This window comes from Pseudomonas fluorescens (genome assembly GCF_001307275.1).
Taxonomy (GTDB): domain Bacteria; phylum Pseudomonadota; class Gammaproteobacteria; order Pseudomonadales; family Pseudomonadaceae; genus Aquipseudomonas; species Aquipseudomonas fluorescens_AA.
The window spans coordinates 102,227-126,519 of sequence record NZ_CP012831.1 but is presented as its reverse complement, the minus strand read 5'-3'; the positions used below and the strand labels follow the sequence as shown (position 1 = coordinate 126,519).

18 protein-coding genes and 2 riboswitches are annotated in these 24,293 nt (G+C 63.5%); of the genes, 7 read left to right on the top strand and 11 right to left on the bottom strand.

Annotated features, from left to right (window positions below):
- Positions 1 to 24: 24 nt before the first annotated feature.
- The 3 genes from AO356_RS00580 to AO356_RS00570 all read right to left on the bottom strand — a co-directional run bounded on the left by AO356_RS00580 (position 25) and on the right by AO356_RS00570 (position 3,036).
- Entirely contained in the window at positions 25 to 1,743 is a 1,719-nt protein-coding gene (locus AO356_RS00580; protein WP_060738124.1) for a hydrogenase maturation protein, read from the bottom strand.
- Positions 1,744 to 1,959: 216 nt separating this feature from the next.
- A complete protein-coding gene (locus tag AO356_RS00575; RefSeq protein WP_060738123.1) occupies positions 1,960 to 2,274 on the bottom strand; it encodes an SCP2 sterol-binding domain-containing protein in 315 nt (104 codons plus the stop codon).
- A 51-nt stretch (positions 2,275 to 2,325) separates the two neighbouring features.
- Entirely contained in the window at positions 2,326 to 3,036 is a 711-nt protein-coding gene (locus AO356_RS00570; RefSeq protein ID WP_060738122.1) for a histidine phosphatase family protein, read from the bottom strand.
- 226 nt (positions 3,037 to 3,262) lie between these two features.
- Here AO356_RS00570 and sohB point away from each other — a divergent pair, with 226 nt between their 5' ends.
- Entirely contained in the window at positions 3,263 to 4,294 is a 1,032-nt protein-coding gene (gene sohB, locus AO356_RS00565; protein ID WP_060738121.1) for a protease SohB, read from the top strand.
- A gap of 244 nt (positions 4,295 to 4,538) precedes the next feature.
- Here the strand turns inward: sohB and AO356_RS00560 are convergent, their stop codons facing one another.
- From AO356_RS00560 to metH, 4 genes are all read right to left on the bottom strand, one after another.
- Complete coding sequence (locus AO356_RS00560; protein ID WP_042728924.1) at positions 4,539 to 5,033, bottom strand: DUF934 domain-containing protein; 495 nt, start codon at positions 5,031 to 5,033, stop codon at positions 4,539 to 4,541.
- Positions 5,017 to 6,675: a nitrite/sulfite reductase gene (locus tag AO356_RS00555; RefSeq protein WP_060738120.1), complete on the bottom strand. Its 1,659-nt coding sequence runs from the start codon at positions 6,673 to 6,675 to the stop codon at positions 5,017 to 5,019. Before AO356_RS00555 ends, AO356_RS00560 begins: the two co-directional genes overlap by 17 nt.
- Positions 6,676 to 7,221: 546 nt before the next feature.
- Positions 7,222 to 7,440 carry a DUF2970 domain-containing protein gene (locus AO356_RS00550; protein ID WP_024781254.1) on the bottom strand — a complete coding sequence of 73 codons (219 nt, stop codon included), beginning with the start codon at positions 7,438 to 7,440 and terminating at the stop codon, positions 7,222 to 7,224.
- A gap of 126 nt (positions 7,441 to 7,566) precedes the next feature.
- The gene (metH, locus tag AO356_RS00545; protein ID WP_060738119.1) at positions 7,567 to 11,277 is read right to left on the bottom strand and encodes a methionine synthase; all 3,711 of its coding nucleotides are present in this window, start codon (positions 11,275 to 11,277) and stop codon (positions 7,567 to 7,569) included.
- Between the two features lie 156 nt (positions 11,278 to 11,433).
- Here metH and AO356_RS00540 point away from each other — a divergent pair, with 156 nt between their 5' ends.
- Entirely contained in the window at positions 11,434 to 13,725 is a 2,292-nt protein-coding gene (locus AO356_RS00540; RefSeq protein WP_060738118.1) for a fatty acid cis/trans isomerase, read from the top strand.
- A 115-nt stretch (positions 13,726 to 13,840) separates the two neighbouring features.
- On the top strand, positions 13,841 to 14,425 hold the full coding sequence (gene nfuA, locus AO356_RS00535) for a Fe-S biogenesis protein NfuA (RefSeq protein WP_003182850.1): 585 nt from the start codon (positions 13,841 to 13,843) through the stop codon (positions 14,423 to 14,425).
- A 180-nt stretch (positions 14,426 to 14,605) separates the two neighbouring features.
- Here nfuA and cobM read toward each other — a convergent pair whose 3' ends face one another.
- The 4 genes from cobM to AO356_RS00515 all read right to left on the bottom strand — a co-directional run bounded on the left by cobM (position 14,606) and on the right by AO356_RS00515 (position 16,726).
- Complete coding sequence (gene cobM, locus AO356_RS00530) at positions 14,606 to 15,352, bottom strand: precorrin-4 C(11)-methyltransferase (protein ID WP_060738117.1); 747 nt, start codon at positions 15,350 to 15,352, stop codon at positions 14,606 to 14,608.
- 77 nt (positions 15,353 to 15,429) lie between these two features.
- A complete protein-coding gene (locus AO356_RS00525; RefSeq protein WP_060738116.1) occupies positions 15,430 to 15,834 on the bottom strand; it encodes a cobalamin biosynthesis protein in 405 nt (134 codons plus the stop codon).
- The gene (locus AO356_RS00520) at positions 15,831 to 16,526 is read right to left on the bottom strand and encodes a CbtA family protein (protein WP_060738115.1); all 696 of its coding nucleotides are present in this window, start codon (positions 16,524 to 16,526) and stop codon (positions 15,831 to 15,833) included. Before AO356_RS00520 ends, AO356_RS00525 begins: the two co-directional genes overlap by 4 nt.
- An 11-nt stretch (positions 16,527 to 16,537) precedes the next feature.
- Complete coding sequence (locus AO356_RS00515; protein WP_014338677.1) at positions 16,538 to 16,726, bottom strand: CbtB domain-containing protein; 189 nt, start codon at positions 16,724 to 16,726, stop codon at positions 16,538 to 16,540.
- A gap of 99 nt (positions 16,727 to 16,825) precedes the next feature.
- A riboswitch (cobalamin riboswitch) is annotated at positions 16,826 to 17,061 on the bottom strand.
- A 178-nt stretch (positions 17,062 to 17,239) separates the two neighbouring features.
- Positions 17,240 to 17,455: riboswitch (cobalamin riboswitch) on the top strand.
- Positions 17,456 to 17,552: 97 nt separating this feature from the next.
- On the opposite strand from AO356_RS00515, the gene cobW reads away from it, so the two are divergent.
- The 4 genes from cobW to AO356_RS00495 all read left to right on the top strand — a co-directional run bounded on the left by cobW (position 17,553) and on the right by AO356_RS00495 (position 24,226).
- Positions 17,553 to 18,617, top strand: a complete 1,065-nt coding sequence (gene cobW / locus AO356_RS00510) for a cobalamin biosynthesis protein CobW (protein ID WP_060738114.1) — start codon at positions 17,553 to 17,555, stop codon at positions 18,615 to 18,617.
- A gap of 3 nt (positions 18,618 to 18,620) precedes the next feature.
- Positions 18,621 to 22,394 carry a cobaltochelatase subunit CobN gene (cobN, locus tag AO356_RS00505; protein WP_060738113.1) on the top strand — a complete coding sequence of 1,258 codons (3,774 nt, stop codon included), beginning with the start codon at positions 18,621 to 18,623 and terminating at the stop codon, positions 22,392 to 22,394.
- A gap of 174 nt (positions 22,395 to 22,568) precedes the next feature.
- Entirely contained in the window at positions 22,569 to 23,567 is a 999-nt protein-coding gene (locus AO356_RS00500; RefSeq protein WP_060738112.1) for an ATP-binding protein, read from the top strand.
- 53 nt (positions 23,568 to 23,620) lie between these two features.
- The gene (locus AO356_RS00495) at positions 23,621 to 24,226 is read left to right on the top strand and encodes a vWA domain-containing protein (protein ID WP_219734524.1); all 606 of its coding nucleotides are present in this window, start codon (positions 23,621 to 23,623) and stop codon (positions 24,224 to 24,226) included.
- Positions 24,227 to 24,293 lie beyond the last annotated feature (67 nt).

Here is a 24,293-nt window from a genome sequence, read left to right as displayed (position 1 = left end):
CCAAGCCTTCCCCGATACCGGGAGTTACTGGACGGCTTGGGCCTGTCTTGTCCGCGCCCAAGGTGCAACCAGGCGTTCTGGCGTACGGCAGGCCTTGTGCTTGAAGACGAAACGACGGCATTTGTCGGCGAAGCCGTGGCGATCGTCGACCATGTCGCGGCGCATCTGTGCGAGTTCATCATCGCGACACGCCTGGATCGCCGACAGGCTCCGTTCGGCCTTGCGCATCCGGATGCTTTCATAGGTCGGATCGAGCAGCGCGCGGTTGGCTCGCTGCAGCAGCCACAGGCCGAACTCGTCGGGGCAACGCGGGCCGATTTCCTGGACCATGCCGTAGCGCAACGCCTGCAAGGCGCTGATGGGCAGGCAGTCCTGGGTGAGCTTCCAGGCCATGTCCGGACCGACCGCGCGGGGCAGGCTGTAGGTCCAGTATTCAGAGCCGTACAGGCCCATGGTCGCGTAGTGCGGGTTGAGCACAATGTCACGGCGTGCCAGCACGATATCGGCGGCCAGGGCGAGCATCACACCGCCGGCCCCGGCGTTCCCTGTCAGGCCGCTGACCACCAGTTGCCGGGCGCTGAACAGCTCCAGGCAAACGTCGTCGATGGCTTGTATGTTGGCCCAGGCTTCCAGGCCCGGCTCGGCGGCGGCCTGGATCACGTTCAGGTGCACGCCGTTGGAAAAGCTGCCGCGCCCACCACGGATCAACAGCACCTGGGTGTCCCGGGACTTGGCCCAGCGCAATGCCGCCACCAGGCGCTGGCATTGCTCAGTGCTCATCGCGCCGTTATAGAACTCGAACGTCAGCTCCCCGACATGGCCGCATTCGCGGTAACGAATGGGTTGATAGGGTTCGTCGCTGAACGGCTGCCGGCCCAGGGAACTGTCGAGCACCGGGATACCTTCGAGGTGGTTCGACAGTACATGGCGCGCCGGGCGCTTGAAGGTCTGTTCGCCGGGTTGCGGTTTGCGGCGCAGTGCGCCGATCCACAGGCTGGCATCCCCTGTCGCCACCAGCACCGCATCGTCACGCATGGCCAATAGCTCGCCGGGCAGGCCGCGGCGAACGTCCGGATGGGCGTCGTACAGGTAAAACTGTTCGCCGGCCAGGCTTGCGAGCACACCGGGCTGACCGTCCGCGGCGTCGATGCAACGCTTGATGAAACCGCTGCTGTCGTGCCAGCTGAAGCTGCGATCGTCCTGGGTCATGTTCGGTTGCAGGCGCCCGATCACGTCATGGCGGCCATAGTCCAGTGGCACCGGGACGAAACCGTCATGGTATTTTTCCACGACCTCGCGGATGCAACGAATGGCCGCGTCGCTGACCGGACCGTTATACAGCTCCGATTTACGCAGGCCTTTGGGCAGGTCGAATTCCCACGTGGCCCACACGGGCCCGGCATCCATTTCCTCCACCGCCTGCAATGCGGTGACACCCCAGCGTTCGGGCTGCCGGGTGATCGCCCAGTCCAGGGCACTGGCACCGCGATCGCCGACAATCCCCGGATGAATGATCACCACGGGGCGCCGTGGGTTGCGCCACAACTGCTCGGGTACGCGGTCCTTGAGAAACGGGCAGATCACCAGATCGGCGCCGCTTTCTTCGATTTGCCGGCAGACCGAAGCCGCATCGGTGAACAGCACCACGCTGGGGCGATAACCGGCCTCGCGCAGGTCCAGCCAGGCGCGTTGGGTCAAGCCGTTGAATGCGCTGGACAGCAGAACGATCTTCAGTGAGGGCATGAGTCTCTCTTCCTTGAGATGAGCAGGCACAGGCTCCCGATGAGCCGTCCCTGGCCTTGATGGAAGCGCTACGTTAGCGGTTGAAGGACGCGCGGGAACTGACAGGGGTCAAGGTTGTGTGTGGTGGGAAATCAAGAAGGGGCAAAAACACGAATCCCGCCATGGGGGCGGGATTCGTTGGCAATCAAAAGGCTCGCGAGGAAGGCGAACTCAATCTCAGGCTGGGAACAGCTCGGACAGTTTCATGGCCAGCATCATGTCGCCTTCGGCGCGCAGCTTGCCGCCCATGAACGCTTGCATGCCGTCGGTGCTGCCGTCGACGATGCCTTGCAGGGTTTCGCCATCCATCACCAGGGTCACCTGGGCGTCCGGGTTTTCACCTTCCTGCAGTTCGCAGGTGCTGTCCTTGACGATCAGCGAGAAATGCTTGGATTCATCGATGCGGAAACCGAATACCAGGTCCAGGCCGGCAGCGGCGGCTGGGTTGAACTTGGCTTTCATGGCTTGTACGGCGTCGGCTACGGAGGTCATGGTTTCGATCCTTATTTGGGTGGTACAGCAAGGGTCTACAGTAATCCGGACTCAGCGAAAGGTGATGAGGTCCGGGGCCTTCAACAGTTGCAGGTGGGCATGGCTGTTGAAGGAAGCCAGGGCCACCTCGCGGCCCCTGAATTTCAGGTGGTTGAGCGAGGTGTTGACGATTTGCCAGTTCAGTTCGAAGGCCTGTCGGGCCGGTATCCGGGTGATCAGGTGGAGCAGGGCGGTGATGGTGCCGCCGGAGGTGAACACGGCGATCTTGTGGGTGTTGTCGGCTTGCTCCAGGATGCGCTGCAGGCCGGCCTGGACCCGCTCGACGAAACCCAGCCAGCTTTCGAGACCGGGCGGGTCATACTGGCCGCTCAGCCAGCGCTCGACGATCAGCACGAAGATACGCTGGAATTCGGCGCGGTTCTGCGCGGCGTTGCGCAGGATATGCAACGCCTCGGGTTCCTGGGGGAGCATGTCCGGCAACAGGGCGCGAATGACCGCGTCGGCATCGAACTCGTTGAACGCCGGGTCGATTTCCAATTCGGGGACCGGCATGCCGGCGGCGGACATCTGGCCCAGCGCACCGGCGGCGGTATCCTGTTGGCGCCGCAGGTCACCCGAGAGGCAGCGGTCGAATACGACACCGAGCTCGGCGAGGTGGTCGCCGAGCACTTGCGCCTGGCGTACGCCATTGGGCGAAAGGACATCGTAGTCGTCCGCACCAAAGGAGGCCTGGCCATGTCGAATTAGATAGATACTGCCCACGTCCGCGTCATCCCGGTACGTTGAAGGTTTGGCGAGGTTATGGGGATGGCGGTGAGCTGTCAATGAAAAAACATACGCTTGTTTGAAATGCCCGTTGCAGCCCTGTCCTGCCTGGCTCGCGTCAAGGTAACCATAGGTTTCTTGGCTGGTCGCGACGCAGGCGCATGGGTATGCTGGGGCTGTCACGCGCCTGCGTTCAGTGGCGCATTGCATTTAAGGAGTTGCTGTGGAGTTTTTCATCGAGTACGCCGGTTTCCTGGCCAAGACCGTGACGCTGGTGATCGCCATCCTGGTGGTGCTGGCCAGTTTTGCTGCGCTGCGCAGCAAGGGGCGGCGCAAGTCGGCCGGCCAGTTGCAGGTGAGCAAACTCAACGATTTCTACAAGGGGTTGCGCGAGCGCCTGGAACAGACGTTGCTGGACAAGGATCAGCTCAAGGCCTTGCGCAAGGCCGAAGGCAAGGCTGAAAAGGCCGGGAAGAAAAACAAGGACAAACCGGCGGCCAAGCCCCGGGTGTTCGTGCTGGACTTCGACGGTGACATCAAGGCCTCGGCCACCGAGAGCCTGCGTCATGAAATCACCGCGCTGCTGACCCTGGCAACGCCGAAGGATGAAGTGGTGCTGCGCCTGGAAAGTGGCGGCGGCATGGTCCACAGCTATGGCCTGGCCTCGTCGCAACTGGCGCGGATCCGTCAGGCCGGCGTGCCGCTGACCGTCTGCATCGACAAGGTGGCGGCCAGCGGCGGCTACATGATGGCGTGCATCGGCGAGAAGATCATCAGCGCCCCCTTTGCGATCCTGGGCTCCATTGGCGTCGTCGCGCAATTGCCCAACGTCAACCGTCTGCTGAAGAAACATGACATCGATTTCGAAGTGTTGACGGCCGGCGAATACAAACGCACGTTGACGGTGTTCGGCGAAAATACCGAGAAGGGCCGGGAGAAGTTCCAGGAAGACCTGGACATCACCCATGAACTGTTCAAGAACTTCGTGTCCAACTATCGCCCGCAACTGGCCATCGATGAAGTGGCTACGGGTGAAGTCTGGCTGGGTGTCGCGGCGTTGAGCAAGCATCTGGTGGACGAGCTGAAAACCAGCGACGAGTACCTGGCCGAACGGGCCAAGGGTGCCGAGCTGTACCACCTGCACTACGCTGAACGCAAAAGCCTGCAGGAGCGCATTGGCATGGCGGCCAGCGGTTCGGTGGATCGCGTGCTGCTCAGTTGGTGGAGCCGCCTGACCCAGCAGCGGTTCTGGTAATCGCAGGAATAATGCCTACCCCCTGTGGGAGCGAGCTTGCTCGCGATAGCGGCGGCACATTCAACATGGATGCAAGCTGACCCAGCGCTATCGCGAGCAAGCTCGCTCCCACAGGGGTTCTGAGGCGGGCTGAAGCTTCGGGTTCACCGCTATCCCTTTGTGGGAGTGAGGTGGATCAAGGCACCGAAAACAAAAAAAGCCCTGAACCGGCACACCCGGATCAGGGCTTTTTCATGGGGCTGCTTCAGCGACGACGGAACAGTGGCAGCGGTTCGTCAGTGGCAGCCTGGTAGGTCACCGAGAAGTCCTTGAGGCTTTCGAGGGCTTCGTACGGGTCTTTGTCGGCGCGCAAGGCAAAGGCGTCGAAACCGCAGCGGCGCATGTAGAACAGCTGGTCGCGCAGCACGTCGCCAATCGCCCGCAATTCACCCTTGAAACCATAACGGTCACGCAGCAGGCGGGCGTTGGAGTAGCTGCGCCCGTCGGTGAAGGCCGGGAAGTTCAGGGCGATGACTTGCAACTGGTTGGCGTCATCACCGATTTCTTCCGCTTCCTCGTCGGCGTCCAGCCACACACCCAGGCCGCCGTCGCGGGCCTTGAGGGCATGGGCATGATCGCGCCACAGGGCCAGTGGCACGATCAGGTCGTCGCAGTTGGAGATGCCATCGAGGGTCGCGTCCTTGGGCAACAGGTGCCAGGTTTCGTCGATGACCTCGTTGTTCTTAATGATTCGCTGCATAGACGCGTTCCTTGAAGAGGTCGATGCCAATACGTTGGTAAGTGTCGATGAAGCGCTCGTCCGCGGTACGTTGTTCGATGTACACGTCGATCAGCTTCTCGATCACGTCAGGCATGTCATCCTGGGCAAACGACGGGCCGAGGATCTTGCCCAGGCTGGCGTCGCGGCTGCCGCTGCCGCCCAGGGAGACCTGATAGAACTCTTCGCCTTTCTTGTCCACGCCCAGGATGCCGATGTGGCCGACGTGGTGGTGACCACAGGCGTTCATGCAGCCGGAAATGTTCAGGTCCAGCTCGCCGATGTCGAACAGGTAGTCCAGGTCATCGAAACGGCGCTGGATCGATTCGGCGATAGGGATCGACTTGGCGTTGGCCAGGGAGCAGAAGTCGCCGCCCGGGCAGCAGATCATGTCGGTCAGCAGGCCGATGTTCGGGGTGGCGAAACCTTGTTCGCGCAGCTCGCCCCACAGGGTGAACAACTGGCTCTGTTCAACGTCCGCCAGGATGATGTTCTGCTCGTGGGAGGTGCGCAGCTGGCCGAAGCTGTAGCGCTCGGCCAGGTCGGCCACGGCGTCCAGTTGCTTGTCGGTGATGTCGCCCGGTGCCACACCGGTGGGTTTCAGGGACAGGGTCACCGCGACATAACCCGGCTTCTTGTGGGCCAGGGTGTTGCGGGTGCGCCAGCGGGCGAAGCCCGGGTGTTCCTTGTCCAGGGCTGCCAGTTCGGCGTCCTGATTGCTCAGGGCCTTGTAGTCTGGATCGACGAAATGCTTGGCCACACGGTGGACTTCGGCTTCGGTCAGGGTCGTCTGGCCGCCACGCAGGTGAGCCATCTCGGCTTCGACCTTCTCGGCGAACACTTCAGGCGTCAGGGCCTTGACCAGGATCTTGATCCGCGCCTTGTACTTGTTGTCACGACGGCCGTAGCGGTTGTACACCCGCAGGATGGCGTCGAGGTAGCTCAGCAGGTCCTGCCACGGCAGGAACTCGTTGATGAACGCGCCAACCACCGGGGTACGCCCCAGGCCGCCGCCCACGAGCACACGGAAGCCCAGTTCGCCGGCTGCGTTGTAGACCGTCTCCAGGCCGATGTCGTGGACTTCGATAGCCGCACGGTCCGAACTCGAGCCGTTGATGGCGATCTTGAACTTGCGCGGCAGGTAGGCGAACTCCGGGTGGAACGTCGTCCACTGGCGAACGATTTCGCACCATGGCCGCGGGTCGATCAACTCGTCGGCCGCGACACCGGCGAACTGGTCGGTGGTGACGTTGCGCAGGCAGTTGCCGCTGGTCTGGATCGCGTGCATCTGCACGGTGGCCAGCTCGGCCAGGATCTCGGGCACATCTTCCAGGGCCGGCCAGTTGTACTGGACGTTCTGCCGCGTACTGATGTGGGCATAGCCCTTGTCATAGTCACGGGCAATTTGCGCCAGCTTGCGCACCTGGCGCGAAGTCAGCTGGCCATAAGGCACAGCCACGCGCAGCATCGGGGCGAAGCGCTGGATATACAGGCCATTCTGCAAGCGCAGAGGGCGGAATTCTTCTTCGCTCAGCTCGCCTGCCAGATAGCGTCGGGTCTGATCACGGAACTGCTTGACGCGGTCCTCGATGATTCGCTGATCGTACTCGTCATATACGTACATATAAGTCTCGGTCTCAGGCTTGGGCCGATCAGAAACAGCTGCATGTTGGCTCGCTGAAATCGGGTTCTGCCTCGGCAATTCTGCGCGCACGGCCGCGCACTCCTAGAGGAGCCGGTGCAAGATACCTGTTTTGAGTTATGCGCAAAAGTGATGTTTGAGTATATGTAAAGAACCAAATCGACTAATGAGATTCATTATTGCCTAACCCACATTTGTCGTACGGGCAATCATCGTCTTAACTGTGGTCGAGTCCCTATGCAATCACCTACAAAACCGACAAGAGGCGATGCAATGAGCAATCCGACCAAAGCAAGGAAAAGCGACAGTACTGTTGATGCCTGGGCCATTTTGTTCCTGATTATCCTGGTGGTGGGCACTGCAGTGTTCTGGGTCAGTCACCAATAAACGGTTTATCCCTGGCGATGAAAAACCTGTGGGAGCGAGCTTGCTCGCGATAGCGGTGGTTCAGTCGGATTGATGTCGACTGGTGCACCGTCATCGCGAGCAAGCTCGCTCCCACAGGGTCATGTGTTGTGTTGGAGAACGTTACAACCCCGCCAGGTGCACCACCAGCTTGACGATGCCAAACAGCGTCAAGGCGAAAATCACCGTGAACGCGATCCCCAATATCACGAAGTGACTCGGCTTGCCGTGGGTGAAATCCCGGGCGCGGTTTTTGCCACTCTGCACGCCGAAGGCGGCGGCCAGCACGCTGTGCATCATCTGCAACAGGGTCGGCGGCTTGTTGTCGACTGGATCGTCCATAAATCCCTCGTCTGCCATGTGTGTGGGACAAGCATAGACAAAAAAAGATCGCAGGCTTCGCCAGCGCCTACGGGAACACACAAAACCCTGTAGGAACTGGCGAAGCCTGCGATCTTTTGAGGGCGCTTAGTTGTCGTAGCCCAGGTTCGGCGCCAGCCAACGCTCAGTCACGCTCAAATCCTGGCCCTTGCGCGCGGTGTAGCTCTGGACCTGGTCCTTGTCGATCTTGCCCACGGCGAAGTATTGCGCCTGGGGATGGGCGAAATACCAGCCGCTGACCGCTGCCGCCGGGAACATGGCGTAGTGTTCGGTGAGGAACACGCCACTGCGGCCGGCTTTCAGTTCGCTGGCCTCGGGATCGAGCAGGCGGAACAAGGTAGCCTTCTCGGTGTGATCCGGGCAGGCCGGGTAGCCGGGGGCAGGGCGGATGCCGGTGTACTGCTCCTTGATCAGCGCCTCGTTGTCCAGGCTCTCGTCCCGGGCATAACCCCAATGCTCCTTGCGCACCTGCTGGTGCAGCCATTCGGCGCAGGCTTCGGCCAGGCGGTCGGCCAGGGCCTTGACCATGATCGAGTTGTAGTCGTCACCGGCCTCCTGGTAGGCCTTGGCGACTTCTTCGGCGCCGATGCCGGCGGTGGTGATGAAGCCGCCCACGTAGTCGGTCACGCCGCTGTCCTTGGGCGCGACGAAGTCGGCCAGGGAAAAGTTCGGCTTGCCGTCGGTCTTGATGATCTGCTGGCGCAAGTGATGCAGGCGCGCCAGTGGCTTGCCATCGTCGCCGTAGACTTCCAGGTCGTCGTCATGCACCTGGTTGGCCGGCCAGAAGCCGAACACGGCGCGGGCGCTGATGAGTTTCTCGTCGATCAGCTTGCGCAGCATCGCCCGGGCATCGGCATACAGCGCGGTGGCGGCTTCGCCGACCACTTCGTCGGTGAGGATGCGCGGGTATTTGCCGGCCAGGTCCCAGGAGATGAAGAACGGTGTCCAGTCGATGTATTCGGCCAGGACGTTCAAGTCGATGTTGTCCAGCACCTTGGCGCCGGTGAAGGTCGGCTTGACCGGCTGGTAGCTGCTCCAGTCGAACTGTGGCTTCTTGGCCACGGCCGCGGGGTAGCTCAGGCGCTCGGTGCGGGCGCTGCGGTTGGCCGTGCGCTCGCGTACCTCGATGTAGTCCTGGCGGGTTTTCTCGACGAACGCCGGCTTGAGTTCCTTGGACAGCAACTGGGTCGCCACGCCCACGGCGCGGGAGGCGTCGGTGACGTAGATCACCGCGTCATTGCTGTACTTGGGTTCGATCTTCACCGCCGTGTGGGCCTTGGAGGTGGTGGCGCCACCGATCATCAGCGGCAGATGGAAGTCCTGGCGCTGCATCTCTCGCGCCACATGCACCATCTCATCCAGGGACGGGGTGATCAGGCCGGACAGGCCGATGATGTCGCATTTCTGCTCCTTGGCCACCTGCAGGATCTTCTCCGCTGGCACCATCACGCCCAGGTCGACGATGTCATAGCCGTTGCAACCGAGCACCACGCCGACGATGTTCTTGCCGATGTCATGGACGTCGCCCTTGACCGTGGCCATCAGGATCTTGCCCTTGGCTTCCGGCTTGTCGCCTTTTTCCGCCTCGATGAACGGAATCAGGTGGGCCACGGCCTGCTTCATCACACGGGCGGACTTGACCACTTGGGGCAGGAACATTTTGCCGGCACCAAACAGGTCGCCGACGATGTTCATGCCAGCCATCAGCGGGCCTTCAATGACCTCGATCGGCCGGGTGAACGACAGTCGCGACTCTTCGGTGTCTTCGACGATGTGGGTGGTGATGCCCTTGACCAGCGCATGCTCCAGGCGCTTGTTCACTTCCCAGCCGCGCCATTCTTCGGTTTCCGCTTCCTTGACGCTGCCGTCGCCCTTGTACTTGTCGGCGATGGCGAGCAGGGCGTCGGTGCCTTCGGGGGTGCGGTTGAGGATCACGTCTTCCACTGCGTCACGCAGTTCCGCCGGGATCTGGTCGTAGATCTCCAGTTGGCCGGCGTTGACGATGCCCATGGTCAGGCCCGCGCGGATCGCATACAGCAGGAACACCGAGTGGATCGCCTCGCGCACCGGGTTGTTGCCACGGAACGAGAACGACACGTTGGACACGCCGCCCGAGGTCAGCGCGTACGGCAGTTCGTCGCGGATGTAGGCGCAGGCGTTGATGAAGTCCACGGCATAGTTGTTGTGTTCTTCGATACCGGTGGCGACGGCGAAGATGTTCGGGTCGAAGATGATGTCTTCCGGCGGGAAGCCGACTTCATTGACCAGGATGTCGTAGGAACGCTTGCAGATTTCCTTCTTGCGCGCCTCGGTGTCGGCCTGGCCGGCTTCGTCGAACGCCATCACTACCACGGCGGCACCGTAGCGCTTGCACAGCTTGGCGTGGTGGATGAACTGCTCGACGCCTTCCTTCATGCTGATGGAGTTGACGATGCCCTTGCCCTGGATGCACTTGAGGCCGGCTTCGATCACTTCCCACTTGGAGGAGTCGATCATGATCGGCACGCGGGAAATGTCCGGTTCGCCGGCAATCAGATTGAGGAAGGTCACCATGGCCTTCTTCGAATCGAGCATGCCCTCGTCCATGTTGATGTCGATCACCTGGGCGCCGGCCTCGACCTGCTGCAGGGCCACTTCCAACGCTTCGGTGTAGTTGTCCTCGCGGATCAACCGGGCGAACTTGGCGGAGCCGGTGATGTTGGTCCGCTCGCCGACGTTGACGAACAAGGAGCTGCGATCGATGGTGAACGGTTCCAGGCCCGACAGGCGGCAAGCCCGCGGGATCTCTGGAATCGGTCGCGGCGCGTAGCCGGCCACGGCCTTGGCGATGGCTTCGATGTGCGCCGGGGTGGTGCCGCAGCAACCGCCGACAATGTTCAGGAAGCCGCTCTGGGCGAACTCTTCGATGACCTTGGCCGTCTCGGCCGGGAGTTCGTCGTATTCGCCGAACTCGTTGGGCAGGCCGGCGTTGGGGTGGGCCGATACGTGGGTGCTGGCCTTGTTCGACAGCTCTTCCAGGTACGGGCGCAGTTCGCTGGCACCGAGGGCGCAGTTCAGGCCCACGGAGATCGGCTTGGCGTGGGCCACCGAGTTCCAGAAGGCTTCGGTGGTCTGGCCGGAGAGGGTGCGGCCGGAGGCGTCAGTGATGGTGCCGGAGATCATGATCGGCAGTTCGACGCCCAGTTCTTCGTAGACCCCTTGCACGGCAAAGATCGCCGCCTTGGCGTTCAGCGTGTCGAAGATGGTCTCGATCAGGATCAGGTCCGCGCCGCCTTCAATCAGGCCCTTGGTGGCTTCGGTGTAGTTCTCCACCAGTTCGTCGAAGGTCACGTTGCGGTAGCCGGGGTTGTTCACGTCCGGCGACAGCGAGCAGGTGCGGCTGGTCGGGCCGAGCACGCCGGCGACGAAGCGCGGCTTGTCCGGGGTTTCCAGGGTCTTGGCGTCAGCCACCTGGCGGGCCAGGCGTGCGCCTTCCAGGTTCAGCTCGTAGGCCAGGCCCTGCATGCCGTAGTCGGCCTGGGACACCTGGGTGGCGTTGAAGGTATTGGTTTCCAGGATATCGGCGCCGGCATCCAGGTAGGCTTTTTCAATGGCACCGATCACGTCGGGACGGCTGAGCACCAGCAAATCGTTGTTGCCCTTGACGTCGCTCGGCCAGTCGGCAAAACGCTTGCCGCGGTAGTCCTGTTCTTCCAGCTTGTAGCTCTGGATCATCGTGCCCATGCCGCCGTCGAGGATCAGGATGCGTTCCTTGAGGGCTTGCTGGAGAAGATAAAGGCGAGCGCTGCGATCGGACATAGGACTACCTGGAAAAAAAGACCATTACGAAGGCCGGGATGATAGCAAACCTGCGCAGGATTTGATCATGAGGGGCTTTTGCATGAATATCGCTCATGTTTGCAAGGCGATGTTGGCCCGGTAGAATCGCCGGACTATCTCTTAGGGACCCGAGACATGCCGTACCGCGTCTTATTCGGCAGTCTGCTGCTGTCGTTGTCTTTTAGCGCAGCCGCCGGGGATCCCGTTCCGGCGATCTCCTACACCCGCGACATCCAGCCGATCTTCACGGAAAAATGCGTGGCCTGTCATGCCTGCTACGACTCCGCCTGCCAATTGAACCTGGGCAGCGGCGAAGGGGCGGCACGGGGGGCGAGCAAGCTGTCGGTGTATGACGGCGAGCGACGCCAGGCGGCCGAACCGACCCGTCTGTTCTACGATGCCTCCGGCCAGCGGGCCTGGCAGCGCAAAGGTTTCTATTCGGTGCTCGATGCCCAGGGCAGCCAGGCGGCGTTGATGGCGCGGATGCTGGAACTGGGGCACCGTACGCCATTGCAGCCCAACGCCAAATTGCCGGAAGACATCGTGCTTGGGCTCAACCGTGACAACACCTGCCCGATGCCGGGGCAGTTCGACGAATACGCCGCTGCGCATCCCCGCGAAGGCATGCCGCTGGCGGTCACCGGCCTGACCGACCAGCAATACCAGACCCTGCAGCGCTGGCTGGCCGCCGGCGCCCCGATCGACCAGCAGGCCTTGGCCCCGAGCGCCGCCGAAGCCTTGCAAGTGGTGCAGTGGGAAAACCTGCTCAACGCCCCCGGCGCCCGGGAAAGCCTGGTGGGGCGCTGGTTGTTCGAACACTGGTTCCTGGCGCATATCTATTTCAAGGACGGCGAGCCGGGGCATTTCTTCCAATGGGTGCGTTCGCGTACGCCCACCGGCCAGCCCATTGACCTGATCAACACCCGCCGTCCGAACGACGATCCTGGCACCCGCGTCTATTATCGGCTCTGGCCGGTGCAAGGGGTGATCGTGCACAAGACCCACATCACCTACGGCTTGAGCGCGGCGAAGATGGCGCGGATCAAGAGCCTGTTCTACAGCGGCAAGTGGCAGGTCACCGCGTTGCCGGGCTACGGTCCGGAGCGCCGGGCCAACCCGTTTTCCACCTTCGAAGCGATTCCGGCCCAGGCCCGTTACCAATTCATGCTCGATAACGCCGAGTATTTCGTGCGGACGTTCATCCGCGGGCCGGTGTGCCGGGGCCAGATCGCCACGGACGTGATCCGCGACAATTTCTGGGCGCTGTTCCAGGCCCCTGAACACGATCTGTACATCACCGACCCGAACTACCGCGGCCAGGCCACACCGCTGTTGGCGATGCCGGGGCAGAACGACGATGTGGGCAGCGTCCTCAGCCTGTGGCTCGATTACCGTGACAAGCGCAACGAGTACGAAGCCTTGCGCCGCGACAACTATGCCGAGCTGCCGGCACCGAGCTGGTCGACGCTATGGGCCGGCAACGACAACGCGTTGCTGAGCATTTTCCGGCATTTCGACAGCGCTTCGGTCACCAAGGGGCTGATCGGGGAGGTGCCGCAGACGATGTGGCTGTTCGACTTCCCGTTGCTGGAGCGTACCTATTATCAGTTGGCGGTGAATTTCGACGTGTTCGGCAACGTCTCCCACCAGGCCCAGACCCGGTTGTATTTCGATTTGATCCGCAACGGTGCGGAGCAGAACTTCCTGCGCCTGATGCCGGCCGACTCCCGGGAAGGCTACCTCGACGACTGGTACCAGGCCGGTGGCAAATTCAAGATGTGGCTCGATTATGAGGCCATCGACGATGACAAGCCGACCGCCCTCAAGCTTGACGAACGCGACCCCAAGGCTGATTTCGCCCAGCAACTGCTGGTCCGTTATGGCGATCTGAACGCGCATCCCGATCCGATCAACCGCTGCGACGGTGCCTACTGCTCGCGCCCGAACATCGACCCGGCGCTGCAAAACGCCGAGCAGGCCCTCAGTCGGCTGGTGTCGCGCCCAGCGGCGGGGCTCAAGGTGATCGACCAACTGCCGGAAGCGACCCTGTTGCGCATCGAAACCGCCAGCGGCCAACGTGAGGTCTACAGCCTGCTGCGCAACCGGGCCCACAGCAACGTGGCGTTCCTGCTGGGCGAGGAAACGCGCTATCAGCCGGGGCTGGACACGCTGACGGTCTACCCGGGCGTGCTCAGCAGCTATCCGAACTTCATGTTCAACATTCCGGCCGGGCAAGTGCCGGCATTCGTCGAGGCCATGGAACGTGCCCAGGATGAGCCGGCGTTCGAGCGGATTGTCGAGCGCTGGGGGATTCGCCGCAGTCACCCGCAGTTCTGGTATTACTTCCATGACCTGAGCCAGTACATCCAGGAAACGGAGCCCGTGGAAAGCGGTGTGCTGGACATGAATCGCTACCAGAACCTCTGATCGGCCTGTCCGGCGGCAAACCCCGTGCCGTCGGACGCTTTCCTGACAAAAATACTAGGACTTTGTCCGGCGCGATGATTGGCGTAAACTGCCGTCAAGCCTGCGAGGAGTTTCCATGACCGCCATTACCATTACCGATGCCGCCCACGATTACCTGGCCGACCTGCTGTCCAAGCAGAACACCCCGGGTATCGGGATCCGCATCTTCATCACCCAGCCCGGCACCCAGTACGCAGAGACGTGCATTGCCTACTGCAAGCCGGGAGAAGAAAAACCCGAAGACACCGCGTTGGGGCTCAAGAGCTTCACCGCGTACATCGACTCGTTCAGCGAAGCCTTCCTGGACGATGCGGTAGTCGACTACGCCACCGACCGCATGGGCGGCCAGCTGACCATCAAGGCACCGAACGCCAAGGTGCCGATGGTCAACGCCGACAGCCCGGTCAACGAGCGCATCAATTACTACCTGCAAACCGAGATCAACCCGGGGCTGGCCAGCCACGGCGGCCAGGTTTCGCTGATCGACGTGGTGGAAGACGGCATCGCCGTGCTCCAGTTCGGCGGCGGCTGCCAGGGCTGCGGCCAGGCTGACGTGACCTTGAAGGAAGGCATCGAGCGCACCTTGCTCGAGCGTATTCCAGAGCTCAAGGGCGTGCGCGACGTGACCGACCATACGCAGAAAGAAAACGCCTACTACTGATTGTGGCGATACCATCTTGCGATCAGTTTGTAACCTGTAGGAGCGAGCTTGTGGGAGCAAGGCTTGCCCGCGATGCAAACACCTCGGTGTAGTTGATAGACCGAGGCGACGCCTTCGCGGGCAAGCCTTGCTCCCACTGGTTCGCCCCTATAGGGGGATCCAGGTGGATTCTCTGGCGAGTCAGGGCCGGTAGAGATGCGCATGTCCGGCGCGGTACAGCGACGATTCGCTGAACACGTCATTGCCCAGCACACGCCCCACCAGGATCAGCGCCGTTCGGCGGAAACCCTTGGCTTGCACCTTTTCGGCAATATCTGCCAGCGTCCCCAGCACCCAGTCCTGATCCGGCCATGTCGCCCGGTGGATCACCGCAATCGGGCAATCCGCGCCGTAGTGGGGCCGCAGTTCGTCGACGATCTTTTCCAGGTGATTGACCCCCAGGTGAATCGCCATGGTCGTCCCGTGCTGTGCCAGGTTGCCCAGTTCTTCCCCAGCGGGCATCGGGGATTTATCGGCGTAACGGGTGAGGATCAGGCTCTGGGAGATGTCCGGCAAGGTCAGTTCGGCACCCAGCAGGGCGGCGCAGGCTGAGGTCGCGGTCACGCCCGGGATGATTTCGAAAGGGATGTCCAGTTCCCGCAGGCAACGAATCTGTTCGCCGATGGCGCCGTACAGGCTCGGGTCGCCGGAGTGCACCCGGGCCACGTCCTGGCCCTTGAGATGGGCGCTGCTGATCAATTCGATGATCTGTTCCAGATGCAGCTCGGCGCTGTTGATCACCTGTTCGGCACAATGGCCTTCGAGGACGGCGGTTGGCACCAGCGAGCCGGCGTAGATGATCACCGCGCACTGGCGGATCAGTCGCTGGCCTTTGACCGTGATGAGGTCCGGGTCGCCGGGGCCGGCGCCGATGAAGTACACGGTCATGACCGGCTCCTGTGAAAGGTGGGTGAGCGTCGCCCAGATGAAGATCGCTCATGATCCTGGGCGGCGATTATCGGGATTTACGCCACGACCGCCAATGCCAACGTGCTCATGGGGCCTGTTTGACGGGGAATCAGCAGGGTTGCGGGCGTCGTGCCCAATTGATCGGCCAAGGCCAGGGCGGCGCTTTCGGCGATGCCGTAGCAACCGGTTTGCGCGAAGGCGATCTCGGAACGATGGCTGAGCCGCCGCTCGTAACCGGCCAACTGTTCGGCACTGAAGCAGGTCAGCGGCAAGGCCAGTTGCCCGGCCAGCTCCAGCAGCCCGGGCTCGTCACGCTTGAGGTCGATACTGGCCAGGGCCCGTACCTGTTGAAGTTCGATGCCGTGGGCCAGCAACGTCTGTTCGAGCAAGGCCCGCAGCGTGCTGGCGGGGCATCCGCGCTGGCAGCCCAAGCCGATCACCAGGATCGACCCGGTGCTCATGCGTCGTGGTGGGCTTGGCCGTCACGGCGAAACAGCCAGGCGCTGATCAGGCCCAGGGCCAGCCAGAAGGCGACGTTGGTCACCTGCGAGGCGATCTTGAACTGGCTTTCCAGCGCTTCGGGCGCCAGCATCGAGTGGACTTCGGGCTGCGGCGCACCGATAACGTGGGGCACCAGCAACGTCGCCACGCCCAGCAGCTTGAGCAGCCAATGCCGGCCGAAGGCAATCAGGGCAATGCCCACCGCCGTCGAGGCCGCGGTGCCGATCCACCACATCTGCCGCTGGGCCAGGTCGGCCGCTGCGGTGCCGGGCAATTCCGGGGGCAGGCCGAGGGTGGGTGCCAGGACGAAAGTGGCATAACCGGCCAGGCCCCAGAGCAGACCCTGGGAGGTGCGAGTCGGTGTGCGCAAGGTGTACAGGCCCGCTAGCATCAGGGCAAAACCCACGGCGACCACCAGGTTGCCGCCGGTGGTGGACAGCACGCGCTGCCAGCCATCTTCCGGTTCCCAGGCCTCGGCATCATGGGTGTGGGCCACACCGTCGGTGTGCTCATGGACCTCGGTCGCCGGGGCCTTCTCGAAGGTTTCCGCCTGGAGAATCAGCGGCGATACCCAGAAACTCTGCAACAGGGTCAGCAGCAGGGCGGCCAGCAAGCCGCTGAAACCGGCGGTCTGCGCGATACGCTTGATCATGTCGTCAGTTCTCAATGGCAGGGGAAGGCGGCGCTGTGGCGGGTATCGTGGGCGGCGTTGTGCACCGCTTCGATGTGGGAGAAACCGGCGAAATAGACCAGCCCCGCGCCCAGGATCGAAGCCAGGATCGCGGCGCTCAGGCGTTGGCTCAGGGTGGTGGTGCTGCTGGCGGTGCGGGCGGTGCTGCTGATGGTCGACATGGCGCTTCCCTCTGTTTTTGTTCCGTGGGGATGCGAGCGCAATGAGACCCCGGGCGAAAGATCGCCAAGGTTCGAACAGCGCCCGCCCACCGCGGGTTTGTTGATGCTTGAGTCATGGGCCGGTCTCCGGGCTCGCGAGGGGCAGGGGCTGGGCCTTGCCTGCAAGCGTCACCTTCCCATGCGCCCTTGTAGCAGGGCAGACACAGTGGTTCAGACGCTTCGCTCGCTTACCGTTGCGGGGGCAGCACCGGACTGACGTGGCTTTGGAGTAAAGCACACGATTCACCGGTTTCCCGTTTCACCCTGTGAAGGGCACCCGTAACTAGGCGCACAGGAGAGCATGGGTGGGGCGGGGCCGTCAATGCACAGGGGGCCGCTGCGCAGCCCATCGCGAGCAAGCTCGCTCCCACATTGGATCCCACAGCCCCCTGTGGGAGCGAGCTTGCTCGCGATGGCGGCGGCAAAGACACCGCAGAACTCACTTGCGGAGATTGACCCGCCCCCACACCCTGCGTAGCCTTGCGCCTTCGAGGTTCTTCGGCCTGCGCCGAAGCTAAGAAGGGAACGCGGTCCAAGCCGCGGCTGCCCCCGCAACTGTGAACGGTGAGGTTTCTGCAAGGCCACTGTGCATGCCCTTTTACCAAAGGCGCACGGGAAGGCGCAGCCATTGCCAGTCGAAAGACTGGCCCGCCGTCAGCCAGGAGACCTGCCTCGAGACAGATTCTCACTACAACCGGGCGGGGTGATCCGGTGGCGAAATCTTCCGTGCACACCTGTGCCTGCGGTTGTCGTCCCGTTTGCCCGCCACCTTGCCAAAGGGCATCCGATGAAAACACTGGCCAAACTCCCCGTCACCATCGTCACCGGCTTTCTCGGCTCGGGTAAGACCACTTTGCTGCGGCACATGCTCGACAACGCCCAAGGCCGGCGCATCGCCGTGATCGTCAACGAGTTTGGCGAGCTGGGTATCGACGGCGAGATCCTCAAGCAGTGCGCCATCGGTTGCACCGAAGAAGAAGCCAACGGCCGCGTCTACGAACTGGCCAACGGCTGCCTGTGCTGCACGGTGCAGGAAGAATTCTTCCCGGTGATGCGCGAGCTGGTGGCCCGGCGTGGCGACCTCGACCATATCCTGATCGAAACCTCCGGCCTGGCTTTGCCCAAGCCGTTGGTCCAGGCCTTTCAATGGCCGGAAATCCGCAGCGCCTGCACCGTCGATGCGGTGATCACTGTGGTCGACAGCCCGGCCGTGGCCGCCGGCACCTTCGCCGCCTTCCCCGACCAGGTCGATGCCCAGCGCAAACTCGATCCGAACCTGGACCACGAATCGCCGCTGCACGAACTGTTCGCCGACCAACTGGCCAGCGCTGACCTGGTGATCCTCAACAAAGCCGACCTGATCAGCCCTGAAGACCTGGCCAAGGTTCGCCTGGAAGTCGCCGAAGAGTTGCCGCCGGCGGTCAAGGTCATCGAAGCCAGCAGCGGTCGCCTGCCGCTGGACGTGTTGATCGGCCTGGGCGCCGGTTCCGAAGAGCACATCGACGGCCGCCACAGCCATCACGACCATCACCACGATGGCGACGATGACGACCACGATCACGACGCCTTCGATTCCATCTCCATCGAGCTGCCCCAGGCCGACGAAAGCCTGTTGCTGGACGCGCTGACGCAACTGGTGGTCCAGCACGGTGTGCTGCGGGTCAAGGGTTTCGCGGCGATCCCGAACAAGCCGATGCGCCTGCTGATCCAGGGCGTTGGCACGCGTTTCGACAAACATTTCGACCGCCAGTGGGGCGCCGAGGAAGCGCGGGTCACCCGTCTGGTGCTGATCGGCCAGGCGCTGGACGCTGCGCTGCTTGAAGCGCAGTTGCGCGCCGCCCTCAGCGCCTAAGCCATGCACCTGCTCAGGACCCAGCCCGGCGGTTTCGTGTCGGATGACAACATTGCCGACCTGGGGCAAACCCCCGCCGAACTGGTGATCCTGTGCAGCGGCGACTCCAGCCTGGCGCTGCTGGCCGAAGCGGCGAAGCAATTGCCGGGCGATTATCCGGAGTTTCGCCTCGCCAACCCGATGCAGGTGCAGAACCACGCCTCGGTGGATCTGTATTTCGAAGACGTGCTGCGCCACGCCAAGGTTATCCTGCTGTCGCTGCACGGCGGCATTGGCTATTGGCGCTACGGCATCGAGCGCCTGATGGACCTGGCCGGGCGCGGGGTGAAGCTGATCCTGGTGCCGGGGGATGATCGACCGGACCCGGAGCTCAGTGACCTGAGCAACGTGGCCGTCGAGGACCGCGACCGGCTCTGGCAGTTTTTGCGCCAGGGCGGCCTGGGCAATGCCCTGGACCTGTTTCACAACCTCGGCAGTCAATGGTTCGGCCGCGATTATCCGTGGGCCGAGCCGCAGACCCTGCCGCGCACGGCGATCTATCACCCGAAGAAAACCAGCGCCAGCCTCGGCGATTGGCAAGCCGAGTGGAACGCCGGGCAACCGGTGGCGGCGGTGCTGTTTTATCGTTCCCACTTGCAAGCGGCGAACACCGCGTTCATCGACGTGTTTTGCCAGCGCCTGCAAGCGGCGGGGCTCAATCCGTTGCCGATTGCCGTGGCGAGCCTCAAGGAGCCCGGTTGCCTGGCGCGGGTGGAGGACTGGTTGGATGAAGTGGAAGCGGGGGTGATCCTCAATACCACCGGCTTCGCTCAATCCAGCCCCGAAGCCCCGCACTTGCGACCGTTTCGCCGCAATATCCCGGTGATCCAGGCCATTTGCGCCCAGGACAACGAACCGGGCTGGCGCGCCAGCGAGCAGGGCCTGGGGCCACGGGATCTGGCGATGCACATTGCCTTGCCGGAGCTGGACGGGCGGATCATCAGCCGCCCCATCAGTTTCAAGGACCTGGCCTGGCGCAGTGAGCGCAGCCAGAGCGACGTGGTCTGCTACCGCGCCGTACCCGAACGCATGGATTTTGTCGCCGAGCTGGCCCAACGTTGGACCACCCTGGCGCGCCTGCCCAATGGGCAGAAGCGTGTGGCGCTGATCCTCGCCAACTACCCGACCCGGGACGGACGCATCGGCAATGGCGTCGGCCTGGATACGCCAGCGGCGGCCTTGAATATCCTGCGGGCCATGCAGGCCGAGGGCTATCCACTGCCGGCCGAACTGCCGGCGAGCGGCACTGCGTTGATCCAGCAATTGCTCGGCGGGGTCAGTAACGACCTGGACAGCCTCGACCTGCGTCCGTGTCACCAGAGCCTGGCCCTGGATGCCTACCTGGCCATGTTCGACGCGCTGCCCGAGGCCAATCGCCAAGCGGTGCTGGCGCGCTGGGGCTCGCCCGAGCAGGATCCGATGTTCCGCGATGGCCGCCTGATGGTCGCCGGCCTGCGCTTGGGCCTGACCTTCGTCGGCATCCAGCCGGCCCGTGGTTATCAGGTCGACCCGAGTGCGGTGTACCACGACCCGGACCTGGTGCCGCCCCACGGTTACCTGGCGTTTTATTTCTGGTTGCGCCACACCTACGGCGTCCACGGGGTGATCCACGTCGGCAAGCACGGCAACCTCGAATGGCTGCCGGGCAAAGGTGTCGGGCTCTCGGAAAATTGCTGGCCGGACGTGCTGTTGGGGCCATTGCCGAACATCTACCCGTTCATCGTCAACGACCCGGGCGAGGGCGCCCAGGCCAAGCGTCGCACCCAGGCGGTGATCATCGACCACTTGATGCCGCCGCTGACCCGGGCCGAAACCTACGGACCGCTGCGTAACCTCGAGCTGCTGGCCGACGAATACTACGAGGCGCAATTGCTCGATCCGCGCCGCGCCCGGGAACTGCAACGGGACATCCTCAACCTGGTGCGCGAGACCCACATCGACCGCGAGCTGCAACTGGATGCCGGCCTCGACAGCGATGCTGACGCCGCGATCTGGCTGCCACGCCTGGACACGTACCTGTGCGACTTGAAGGAGTCGCAGATCCGCGACGGCCTGCACATTTTTGGCGAATCGCCCAGCGGACGACTGCGCATCGACACCCTGCTGGCGTTGCTGCGCATTCCCCGGGGCGACGGCAAGGGTGCGCAGTCGAGCCTGCTGCGGGCGCTGGCGAAGGCGTTCGGGCTGGGCTTCGATCCGCTGGATTGCGCCCTGGCCGAACCCTGGATGGGCGACTGTCCCGAGGCATTGCGCCGGATCAGCGCCGAGCCCTGGCGCAGCGCCGGCGATACCCGCGAGCGCCTGGAGCTGTTCGCCGCGCAGTTGATCGAGCAGGCGTTGGACGGCGCGGTTGAGCAGCTCGACGCGCCGGGTTGGGAGGTGGTGGGCGGCATCATTGAAAACCTGCGAGCCGTCGTGGCGCCACGCCTGGACGCCTGCGGTCCGGCGGAAATGCATGGCCTGCTCGATGCCTTGAGCGGGCGCTTCGTGCCGGCCGGCCCCAGCGGTGCGCCGAGTCGCGGGCGCCTGGATGTGTTGCCCACCGGGCGCAATTTCTTCTCGGTGGACGTGCGCAACCTGCCCACCACCACGGCGTGGCGCATCGGTTTCCAGTCGGCGAACCTGATCCTTGAACGTCACTTGCAGGACCACGGTGATCACCTGCGCCAGCTCGGCCTGTCGGTGTGGGGCACCGCCACCATGCGTACTGGCGGTGATGATATTGCCCAGGCCATGGCGCTGATGGGTGTGCGTCCGGTGTGGGCCACCGGCAGCCAGCGAGTCGATGACTTCGAGATCCTGCCGCTGAGCCTGCTGGACCGGCCGCGGGTCGATGTGACGCTGCGGGTGTCCGGGTTCTTCCGGGACGCCTTCGCCAACCTGATCCGCCTGTTCGATGCCGCCGTGCAGGCTGTCGCCGCCCTCGATGAACCGGACGACCTGAACCCCTTGGCGGCCAAGGTGCGTGGTGAGCGCGAAGCGTTGCTGGCATCGGGCCTTGAGCCTCAAGACGCGGCGCGCCAGGCCGGCTGGCGGATTTTCGGTGCCAAGCCCGGTGCCTATGGCGCGGGTGTGCAGGGTGCGATCGACGGTCGCTTGTGGCAGAGCCGCGAAGACTTGGCCGAGGTGTACCTGAACTGGGGTGGCTACGCTTACGGCGGCAGCGATGAAGGCACCGCGGCCCGGGAGCAGTTCTCCCAACGCCTGAGCCAGGTGCAAGCGGTGCTGCAGAACCAGGACAACCGCGAGCACGACCTGCTCGATTCCAATGATTACTACCAGTTCCAGGGCGGCATGCTGGCAGCGGTGGAGACCCTCAGCGGGGAAGCCGCGGCCAGCTATCACGGCGATCACAGTCAGCCGGACCTGCCCAGGATCCGTACCCTGAAAGAAGAACTCAACCGCGTCATCCGTTCCCGCGCGGCCAATCCGAAGTGGATCGACGGGGTCAAGCGCCACGGCTATAAAGGCGCGTTCGAACTGGCGGCGACGGTGGACAACCTGTTCGCCTTCGACGCCACCACGCAGCTGATCGACGATCACCAGTACGCTTTGCTGGCCGATGCCTACCTGCTCGATCCGGACACCCGGGATTTCGTCCGCCAGCACAACCCCGACGCCCTGCGGGACATGACCGAGCGCATGCTCGAAGCGCAGCAGCGGGGGATGTGGCAGGACCCGGGGGAGTATCGCGAGGCGTTGGAGAATTTGTTGTTGGACATCGAGGAGGATGGCTGAAATGAGCACAACAGACGCGCACTTGTGGCGAGGGAGCTTGCTCCCGCTCGGCTGCGCAGCAGTCGTCGTTCTGGAAGGGCACTGGGACCTCAGGTTCTGGGGGCCGCTGCGCGCCCCAGCGGGAGCAAGCTCCCTCGCCACAGGGCAACCCCGCACATCCATGAGGCCTTCAGCATGACCCATACCTCCCATTTCCCACTCTCCGCCGTGGTCGGCGCTGATGACCTGAAACTGGCCCTGTGCCTGGCCGCGATCGACCCGAAAATCGGCGGTGTGCTGATCGAGGGCCCACGGGGCATGGCCAAGTCCACCTTGGCCCGGGGCCTGGCGGACCTGCTGGCCAGCGGTCAGTTCGTCACCTTGCCCCTCGGTGCCACCGAAGAGCGGCTGGTGGGCACCCTCGATCTGGATGTGGCCCTGGGAGAGGGGCGCGCGCAATTTTCTCCCGGCGTGCTGGCCAAGGCCGATGGTGGTGTGCTGTATGTCGATGAAGTGAACCTGCTGCCCGATCACCTGGTGGACCTGCTGCTCGATGTGGCCGCCAGTGGCACCAACCTGATCGAGCGCGACGGCATTTCCCATCGGCATCCGGCGCGCTTTGTGCTGATCGGCACCATGAACCCGGAAGAGGGCGAGCTGCGCCCGCAGTTGCTCGACCGTTTCGGCCTGAACGTTGCCCTCGACGGTCACACCGCACCGGCTGAACGCGGCCAGATCATCCGGCGGCGGTTGGATTTCGACAGTGATCCGGCGGTCTTCTGCGCGGAGTGGGAGACGGCCCAGCGGCAGTTGCGCGAACGTTGCCAGCGGGCGCGCGACCGTTTGGCTGGGATCGCCTTGGATGATGCGACGCTGGCGCAGATCACCGAGCGCTGTTTTGCCGCCGGGGTCGATGGCTTGCGCGCCGACCTGGTCTGGCTGCGGGCGGCCCGGGCCCACGCCGCCTGGCGTGGGGCGGATGCCATTAGCGATGAAGACATCGATGCGGTCGCCGAGTTTGCCTTGCGTCATCGGCGCCGCGGGCATTCGGCACCGTCCCAGGCGCCGACCGGGACGGGGGCGGGAAAAACCACTGAACCCAATGAAGGCCAAGGCCAATGGGGCGACCTGCCTGCCCGGGCGTTGCCAACCGGGGCCCGGCGCGATGTGCCGAGCTGGCCAAAAAAGCCCTAGGCATTCGCCCTCGTTCAACGGCGGGGGCGAATGCCAGACCCCGTGCAGGAACGTTGGCGCAGGGACGCCAGGGCCGCAGTAAAGCGGCGGCCAGCGGTGCGGTGAACTGGCCGGGAACGTTGCTCAATGGCCGGCCACAGCGGCATGCAGACTTGCGCTGGCACGCTCGGCATCGGGCGCCCCATGAGCTGTGGCTGGTCATCGTCGATGCGTCGGCCTCGACCCGTCGTCATCGCGCCTTGAGTGACGGCAAAGGCTTGTTGGCGCAACTGTTCGATGACGCCTACCGGCAGCGGGCCCGCCTGGCGCTGTTGACGGCCAGCGGCACGCAGCCGAACTGGCAGGTGCAAGGGCTCAAGGCCTCGGCGGGCCTGCGCGACTGGCTCGATGGCCTGGGCGCCGGTGGTGGAACGCCGTTGCTGGCGGCGCTGAACGAGGCCGGGCGCTGGCTGGTGGCGCGGCGCAGGCGTTATCCGGCGGAGCAGCAGCGGGTGTTGGTGATGACCGATGGGCGTGTCAAGGAGGGACTGTCACTGCCCTCCCTGGATTGCCCGTGCCTGTTGATCGACATCGAAAGAGGCCCGATTCGCCTGGGCCGGGCCCGGCAGTTGGCGGGGCGGTTGGGGGCTGAGTATCGGCATATCGATGAGGCTGATTGAAAGGTTCTGTGACTGTCAGGGCCCCATCGCGAGCAAGCTCGCTCCCACACTGTTTTGTGAACACATG